Here is a 9,366-nt window from a genome sequence, read left to right on the forward strand (position 1 = left end):
TTACCGGAACAACAGCTGCGAAAAGTTATACAGGTTGTTTCGCCATACCGGCCATGTATGGCCACCCGGATATTCGCTATAGGTATATTTAATGCCAAGCTCATCGAACTTGCTGCACATCGCTTTGCAGTTGCTATAGGCAATGTCTTCTTTACCGCCCATCGCGATCCAAAAACTTTTCACATTGGTGTTGATGGAAGAAGCATTGTCTTTCATAAAATCATATTGTGGCTGAGATAAGTTGGGTTGATTGGTAAACCATCCTGAACTGAACACACCGAGGTATGCGAACAGGTTTGTGTTTCGAACACCGGCATGCAAGGTTTGGAGTCCGCCCATGGAAAGACCTGCGAGCGCTCTTTTTTTCTGATCTGTATCTGCACGATAATTTTTCTCCACAAATGGAATAGCAACCTGCTTTAATTCATCTTCGAACATGCGCAGCGATTGCTCACCGAAATTAGCGATACCACCGGTGCCAAGATTTCCATCCATCATCACAACCAGCATGGGCTTTGCTTTCTTTTCAGCGATGAGGTTATCCAGGATGAGATCGGTCTTGCCTTGTGTTGCCCAACCCGTTTCGTCTTCGCCACCGCCATGAAGTATATATAGCACCGGGTATTTTTCGCTGGTGTTGTCGTATCCGGGAGGAGTATATATATACATTCTGCGCCACGAACCGGTTACCGTGGAGTAATATCGTCTGGTATGGATATCACCGTGCGGTACATCTTTTACAGCGTAATAGTCATCACCGGGAAACGGTATTTCTATTCCGCTCGCCATCCGGCCCATTCCATAAAATGTCTGACTCGAAGGATCAGCCACAGCAACGCCATCAATCAACAACGAGTAGTAATGGAATCCTTCCGAGACCGAGTCGGTTGTAACTTCCCAAAAATCATTAGCATCTTTTACGAGATCATACTTTTTACCGAGATCGATCTGTACCTGCTTTGCGTCTGGCGCCTTGAGTCGAAACAACACGCGACTGCCCGGAAGTATACGCGGATATTTAGCAGATCGCACATTGGTAGAGGCTGCTGTTCCTAGCAGGGTATATTTTTCGAATAACTGAGGATTCGTTGCTTTGAAAAGCAATTGCGAAAACATATACAGATCGTTTTTCCAAACCTTGAAGTCATGTCCGCCGGGCTCAACATAAAAGATGTGCGGTATATTTATAGCCTTTGCATAGTCGTGCGTGCGTTGGCTGAAGAGCATCAGGTTATCATCAATGCCACAGGAGATCCATAGGAGCTTTAACTGTGTCTTCGCTTTATCAGGAGCAGGGAAGAGAGCTTCCGGGACTTTGGTATTGGGTGCAGAAGAGAAACCGCCCACCCACGCGAACGTGTCGAGGTTGCCTAAACCAAAGTTGAGCGATTGTCCACCGCCCATCGAGAGGCCGGCAATAGCACGATGCTCGCGGTCTTTCAGCACGGGGTACTTCTTTTCAATGAATGGAATCAAGTCATGCAGCAAGTCTTTTTCAAAGGTTGAAAACGCTTTTACTTTCGCGCTGTCAAAAACATTGCCGACTGCACGATCATCTTTCATGGCGCGTCCGTTGGGCAGCACAACGATCATGGGCGCTAGTTTATTGGCGGCGTATAGATTGTCAAGAATGATTTGTGGTGCTCCGCCCTTCAGCCATTCTTTTTCATCGCCTCCTATACCATGTAACAGATATAGCACCGGGTACTTTTTCTTTTTGCTATAGCCGGGTGGTGTATATACCAGGGCTTTTCGTGATACGCCTACGGTTGTTGAGGGATATGATATCGAATCAATTTTACCATGCGCAGCTTGATGCTGCGGAACATCAAAGCCATCGGGTGCTCGCAAAGCCTGCTGCTGTGCAGTGACTCGTGTGAACATGATGGGTAACAGAAAAATCAAAAGCGTGACTTTTTTCATAACATTTTTTGGGTTGGTGTTTTATTAGGTTTATTCCTGGTCAGACTTCATCGTTGTGCGCATCACAAATCCGATTTCAGTTGCGTCAAGAATTTGAAAATAAAGTGTTGTAAATACAATTAAACAACGACCAGTTATCTGAACTGCCTGAGAGCGGTGGTGAGCGGTTGGAAGAAGCCTATTTTAATAAGCGGGTAAATTCCGCTTTCGCAAACGTGTGCAAAATTCATCGGTGGCTTTAATTGGAAGTTTCCGCTTTTAGGATTCTCCAACTTCGGGCACTTAAATGTCGATTGGACACTTAATAACTGACGATCGATCTGAGCAAACATCACCAAACTAACAACTCTATGAGAAAACTTTATGCACTGTTAATAGGCATGCTTTCACTGGCATGTACGGATGCGTGGGCGCGGAGTGGTAGACTTTATTTCACGAACCTTCAACAACAAGCTGTCAAAGGGCAAGTACTGGATGAAACCAGCACGCCACTGCCCGGAGTAAATGTGCTGGTGCGTGGTTCAACCGGTGGCACTGTCACGGATGCTGACGGAAATTTTTCTTTGACCAGCGTAAGCAGCGATGATGTCCTGGTGTTCTCGTTCATCGGGTACAAATCAAAAGAGGTAAATGTTAACGGGCAAACGGTTATCAGTGTCTCGCTTGAAGCTGATGTTGTTTCCCTGAATGAAATCGTAATCACAGCACTGGGTGTTCAGAAGGAATCCAAGAAGCTGGGTTATTCGGTAACATCGGTAAAAACAGATGAGCTTCTCAACAACAGAACAACCAATGTAATGGAGTCGCTCGAAGGTAAAGTTGCTGGCTTGAACATTACGCCTCCTGCTGCCGGTGCAGGCTCGAGTATGCAGATACGCTTACGCGGACAAGCTGCTTTTGCCGGTGCCAACAATGCGCCACTCATTGTGATCAACGGATTGCCGATCGATCAGGGCGCGCGAGGCGCCAATGGAAATGGAGCGGTAAACCAGCGCGATCGCGGTGACAACCTGCAAAATATAAACCCCGATGACATTGAAAGTATGACGGTGCTGAAAGGTTCAACTGCTGCTGCTATATATGGTGCGCGCGCTGCGAATGGTGCTATTATCATCACAACAAAATCAGGAAGCAAAGGCCAGGGTATAGGTGTGGATTATACTTCAAGCTATACCAGTTCGCATGCGCTTAATTTTCTGGGTGAGATTACGCAAACCGAATATGGTATGGGAAGAGGTGGCGTAAGACCTCAGACACAAGGTGAAGCACAATCAAATGGTCAATTTGGTTTTGGTGAGCGACTGGATGGAAAGCCCACTGTAAATTTTGATGGTGTGATGCGTCCTTATTCTGCATACGAGGACCGACTGTTTCATTTTCTTCGTACAGGATCGAATTGGACAAACACATTGGGCATTTCAGGTGGCGGACCTAACGGAAGTTTCCGGATGTCTTTCTCCAATACAGATGCGAAAGGTATAGTGCCCAACAACGAGTATAAAAAGAGAATTTTCAATGTTGGTATCAATCACAATCTCTCGAGTAAACTGAGTGTACAACTGAATGTAAATTATGCTTCCGAAGAGAACATCAATCCTCCGCAGATCGGAACGCAAGGTGACGGAGCCATTAACTTCTTCGGGCGGATGTCTATATCTACACCGCTCAGTGCTTTTGACGAGAGTGCTATTAACCCGGCTACCAATGCTGAATATCGTACGAATGGATTTCTTGGAACGATAAACAATCCATACTTCCAGATTAAAAAACGTCAGTTCTTTAATGACGACAGAAATCGTCTGTTGGCAACAGCAACGCTGCGCTACAAGCTCACCGACTGGCTATATATACAGGGCAGGTATAACTATGATCGCGGCTCGAGCTTCATGGAGTGGAATCAATTGAATGGTTCAGGTGCAACATCAACTTTTGATGAGTTCGGCAAGTACAGAGGCCGCTATGATATTCAGCAAGACGAAACACAGGATATCAACGCAGACTTTCTCATTGGTGGCAATAAGGAATTTGGGAAATTCTCGGTTGATGCGAGCTTTGGTGGTAACACCTGGAGAACGCGATTCCAACAACATTCGCAGTACTCACGAAGCTTTACGGTGCCCGATCTGTATGCATTGAAGAATGGAACGATTACATGGCTTAATGAACCGGACCCACTGCTGCAGGGTTTCTCGCCCTATAACTTTAGCAAGTCGCGTATCAATTCACTCTATGGCTGGGCTGAATTCGGATATAACGGATTAGTATACATCAACTTTACCGGCCGACAAGACTGGTTCTCGGTACTGAACCCGAATGACAACAGTGTGTTTTATCCATCGGTATCAGGAAGTTTCATCTTCTCTGAATTGTTACGTGATCAGAACTGGCTCTCATACGGTAAGCTCCGCGCATCGTGGGCAGAAGTAGGAAGTGCCAATGGCGTAAACCCTTATGATGGTGTACTGAACTATATTATCACCCCGCCTTTCAACGGACAGACTACAGCGGGTATATCCGGTACGCTGGCACCGAATCCGGCACTAAGACCTTTCACCGTAGAAGAGAAAGAGATTGGTGTTGAGATGAGACTGTTTAACAACAGGTTGTTGTTGGATATAGGAGCGTTTGATAAAGTTACAACGGACCAGATACTGGAAGTGGCGATATCAAGTGCATCGGGCTATAACAACACGAAGCAGAATAAAGCGTCTTTGCAAAATCGTGGACTCGAAACGTTGATCGAAGGAACACCTATTCAGACACAGAATTTCAGTTGGACAACTTCCTGGAACAATGCATACCTGAAAACTGAAGTACTCGATGTTGGAAACGACAGTGGTACATTGTTGGTGTTATATTTTAATGGAACCGGAAATGAGTTCCTCGGTGAGTTAAGATATACCGAAGGGATGGCCATGAACCAACTATATACCCGAACGTATCGCAGAAATGCAAACGGGCAAGTTGTTGTTGATAATAACGGAAGACTGCTGGAGACAACCAGTGCAACACCAGGTGCAGAAAAAACAAACGGCTTTCTTCCCGTAGGCAGTTCTATTCCGAAATATACCGGTGGCTGGAACAATACATTCCGGTATAAGAACCTGACACTTGGCGTTCATATCGACTACAAATTTGGAGGAACCGTACTGTCAGCAACGCATTTGAATATGCTGAGACAAGGACATTCAAAGTTATCGCTTGAAGGCAGGAGAGAAGGAGAGGCTGGTATAGTATATCCGGCGGTATATGAAAACTCAGGCGAAGCAAATACATCGGTGGTTACCGATCTTCAAGGCTTTTATGCAGACTATAGAAACAAGCAAATAGGCGATCCATTCACTTTCAAATCTGATTTCATAAAGCTTCGGAATATATCCGTGTCTTACAACTTCACGAACGCGGTGCGGAAAATTCCCGCCATGAATTTCATCAAAGGACTTACGCTCACAGCAGGTTGCCGGAATGTCGCTATCCTCTATAAAGATCTGCCGGGACTCGATCCGGAATCTGTTCAGTCTTCCGGTGACTTCCGGGCTGGTTACGAAAACTCGGCACTTCCAACAACGCGTAACTATAATCTTACCTTAAACGCCAGATTCTAATACCATGAAAACGATAAAGCACTGTATACTTTTTAGCGCAGCACTTTTGTTTGCCACAGGATGCGACAAAGATTTCATCGAGGTGAACACGAATCCGTATGCTGTCTCTGAAATAGATCCGGCACTTCTCTTCGCAGGGGCACAACGTACTCACCTGGGTACATGGGCCGCGGAACATACCATCGTTCAACATTTTGTATGTCCCTATAACACCGGGGCAAATCTTGGCTTCAACTTTAATGAAGATATAGATCTCATTTGTAATCCGAAGTGGGATCAGTCTTATCCGACTACGATCCGAAACCTGGTTCAGGCCATGAACATTCTCGGAGACAACACTGAGCGTACTAACCTGATGAGTATGATTCGCATCTGGAAGGCGCAAACGTTCATGGGTGTAGTAGATGAATATGGCGATGTACCATACTTTAACGCAGGCAAAGCTGTACAGTTAGAATACTTTCCGACTTACGATGACGATGCTGCGATCTATGAAGACTTGTACAAAGAGATCAAAGAAGCATTGGCTGCATTTAATACCAGTGCCGATTATGTTCCGGAAGATTTATTCTATGGCAAGAACAGTCTGAGTCCTGCTGCTGATGCACCTGCTCAAATAGCAAAATGGAAAAAGCTGGGCAACTCATTGCTGCTCCGGTTGGGAATGCGATATACCAAAGTAAATCCGGGCAAAGCAGAGAGTATAGTTAAGGAAGCTGTTGCAGGCGGAGTGATGACTTCCAATGCAGACAACGCCTATGTGAAATATGGAAACGGAGCTGTGCATGCTGATAATAATAACCTTCGGAATTTTTCGCAGTTCAACTATGCAGCAGAACCGTTCGTTGATCAACTCAAAACAACCAACGACCCGCGCGCGCAATATATACTCGCTACTTTCCAGGATCCCGGTGCAGTAGTAAACGATACAGATCCGGATACGGAGCTTGCCAACCAGTTTGGTGTTCCCATTGGCAAAACAAGTATAGAGCTTGGTGATCCTAACGGACCATATCGGGGTGTCAGAGGTGCCGGACTCAATTATTCTCAAATGAACATCTGGATCGTGGCGTCACCATCAGCACCGGAGTTCTATGTAACCTACGCACAAACATCTTTGCTGTTAGCAGAGGCAGCCGTAAGAGGATGGGTAGACGGAGATGCACAAACGTATTATGAAGAAGCTATAAAAGCGGATATAGGTACATATTCACTCTATCCGCAAACTACACCCATTACCGAAGAGGCTATCGATATATACCTGGCTGAACCCGGAGTAGCATACGATGAAGCCACCGCGCTTGAACTCATCAACACACAGTACTGGGTGGTTAATCTTAGAAACGGAACGGAAGCGTATGCCAATTTCAGAAGAAGCGGTTATCCGGTTTTAAGTCCGAATCTCTTTAACGCCAAATTGAATGGTGGCTTTGCCAGAAGAATGTCTTTCCCCGATCGTGAAGCCTCTGCCAATGCAGAAAGCTACGCAGGTGGTGCGGCCGCCATTGGTGGAGACAATTTACTCTCACGCGTCTTTTGGGACATCCAATAGATATATATATATATCCTGAGCATGTATAGATATAGCTATAAAACAGGTTTCTTTCATTTGGATTTGATTGAAGGCGACTGACGCATGTCAGTTGCCTTTTCTTCACTTCAAAAGACGTTGAAAAATTCGGAGCGATCGAATCAACCCTGTGGAGCCCGTTGTATAAAATTCTCCGCTGACTTTTATTAGAAGCATTCGTTACGTTCTCAGTCGTTATTGCTTTACTCCATATACAAATCACAGACGTTAACCTTTAAGAATAGCATGTCCAGGAATTTTTTATTGATGTCGTTTTCTATCGTGTTGGCCATGGGTTTCATCGTGGTCACGCTCATCGATGCACATACCTATGCGGGATGGTTGCTGATGATATTTTTTGTTTCAGTTGCTGCTATACTCAGGCGCTATGAACTTTTAAAAGGTTACGCATTTACCGTAATGATTCTTGCTGCGGTAAGTTTAGCGATGTACTACCCGCAGTACTTCGTATCAGTTGGTAATGTCAAACTATCGATTCTTATTGTTCCGCTCATGCAGATTATCATGTTCGGTATGGGCACCGGTTTAAGCGTACGTGATTTTGTTGCTGTGATCAAAATGCCGAAGGGTGTCATCGCAGGCGTGTCATGTCACTACCTCATCATGCCGTTTGTTGCTTTTCTCATTACACGGATTTTTGCATTTGAAGATGAGGTGGCCGCGGGTATAATTCTGATCGGCAGTTGTCCGAATGGACTGGCATCGAATGTAATGACCTATCTGGCACGGGCAAATCTTGCTTTATCCGTGACGCTTACAGCTATATCTACTTTTATCTCGCCTTTGGTAACGCCACTGTTCATGCAGGTGTTTGCAGGCCAATATATACATATAGATTTCTGGGCGATGGTATGGGACATCACCAAGATTGTAATTATACCGGTATGTGCCGGGCTTGCTTTCAATAAATTTCTGCACGGACGATTCAAGGTATTGGATGATATCATGCCAATCATTTCCATGATCGGAATCGGGTTGATCATTGTTGTGATTACCGCAGCAGGTCGCGATGCATTACTGGTGGTTGGTGGCTATCTGATACTCGCTGTATTGATTCATAACCTGAGCGGATACTTCTTCGGCTATTGGTCTGCGCGTATGCTGCGCATGGAGGAAAAGGATTGTCGCACGATCGCGATTGAAGTTGGTCTTCAGAATGCAGGTCTTGGTTCAAGCCTGGCCCTGGCCATGGGTAAGCTCGCAACGGTAGGGCTAGCGCCTGCCGTGTTTGCTCCGATCATGAACATCACAGGATCTTCGCTGGCACTCTGGTGGCGCGGACGACCTCTGCCGGATACGAATAAAGCTGAAGAGACCGAAGACGACAATCAAATTCAACACGCCAAAACGTAATAAGACAACTATGAAGAACACAAAATATATACTTGCTGCCTTTTTAATTCTTACTCATCTTTTGCCCGGATATACACAACAGATATCGAAAGATGAACTCATTTTCCTGACTCCCGAATGGAAAGGTGAGCGTTACGCTGATGGCCGACCGAAAGTGCCGGATGCTATACTGGATCGCATGAAACTGGTGACGCTGGAAGAAGCGTGGGCCGTGTTGCGTAACGAAAACTATAAATATCAGTTCGAAGGTGAATGGATGACGATCAACCCCGATAGTGTGTTAGTAGGGCGAGCTGTAACGGCAACTTTTATGCCTGGCCGACCGGATATACATCGGGCCATTGATGACCGCGGACACGCGCGCGATGGACGAATCAAATCGCAGAACTCATGGCCTATAGATATGCTGACAAAACGTGATGTATACGTGGTTGATCAGTTTGGTGCCTATGAAGATGGCCCCACTATAGGAGACAACCTGGGTAACTCGATCTTCGCCAAGACTGGTAATGGTATAGTATATAACGGTGCGGTGAGAGACATCAACGGTTTAAAGGAGATCGGTTCATTTACCTCTTTCTTTCGCAGCTATCATCCATCTCATCACCTGAATGATCCGAAGGGACAACTGAACACAACCCTGGTTGGCATCAATACGCCCACGCGTATCGGTAAAGCTACCGTTATGCCAGGCGATGTTGTGCTCGGACGTAACGGTGGTGTCATCTTCATTCCTGCTCACCTCGCAGAGAAAGTAGTGAAGACATCGGAAGTCGTTCGTCTTCGTGATATGTTCGGACACCAGCGACTTCGCGAGCAGAAGTATACGCCAGGTCAAATCGATACACGTTGGTCGGATGAAATTGAAAAGGATTTTTCGCAGTGGCTCCGCGC

5 protein-coding genes are annotated in these 9,366 nt (G+C 45.8%); 4 read left to right on the forward strand and 1 reads right to left on the reverse strand.

Annotated features, from left to right (window positions below):
- Nucleotides 1–1,923, reverse strand: a complete 1,923-nt coding sequence (locus VIN08_RS23275; RefSeq protein ID WP_331970529.1) for an alpha/beta hydrolase-fold protein — start codon at nucleotides 1,921–1,923, stop codon at nucleotides 1–3.
- Between the two features lie 350 nt (nucleotides 1,924–2,273).
- On the opposite strand from VIN08_RS23275, the gene VIN08_RS23280 reads away from it, so the two are divergent.
- The 4 genes from VIN08_RS23280 to VIN08_RS23295 form a co-directional block, all read left to right on the forward strand.
- Complete coding sequence (locus VIN08_RS23280) at nucleotides 2,274–5,528, forward strand: SusC/RagA family TonB-linked outer membrane protein (RefSeq protein WP_331970532.1); 3,255 nt, start codon at nucleotides 2,274–2,276, stop codon at nucleotides 5,526–5,528.
- Nucleotides 5,529–5,532: 4 nt separating this feature from the next.
- Entirely contained in the window at nucleotides 5,533–7,080 is a 1,548-nt protein-coding gene (locus VIN08_RS23285) for a SusD/RagB family nutrient-binding outer membrane lipoprotein (protein ID WP_331970535.1), read from the forward strand.
- Nucleotides 7,081–7,344: 264 nt separating this feature from the next.
- A complete protein-coding gene (locus VIN08_RS23290) occupies nucleotides 7,345–8,472 on the forward strand; it encodes a bile acid:sodium symporter family protein (RefSeq protein WP_331970538.1) in 1,128 nt (375 codons plus the stop codon).
- 10 nt (nucleotides 8,473–8,482) lie between these two features.
- A partial coding sequence (locus VIN08_RS23295) for an RraA family protein (protein ID WP_331970541.1) occupies nucleotides 8,483–9,366 on the forward strand: 884 nt, incomplete at its 3' end.

The sequence above is a fragment of the Ohtaekwangia sp. genome (assembly GCF_036568665.1).
GTDB lineage: Bacteria > Bacteroidota > Bacteroidia > Cytophagales > Cyclobacteriaceae > Ohtaekwangia.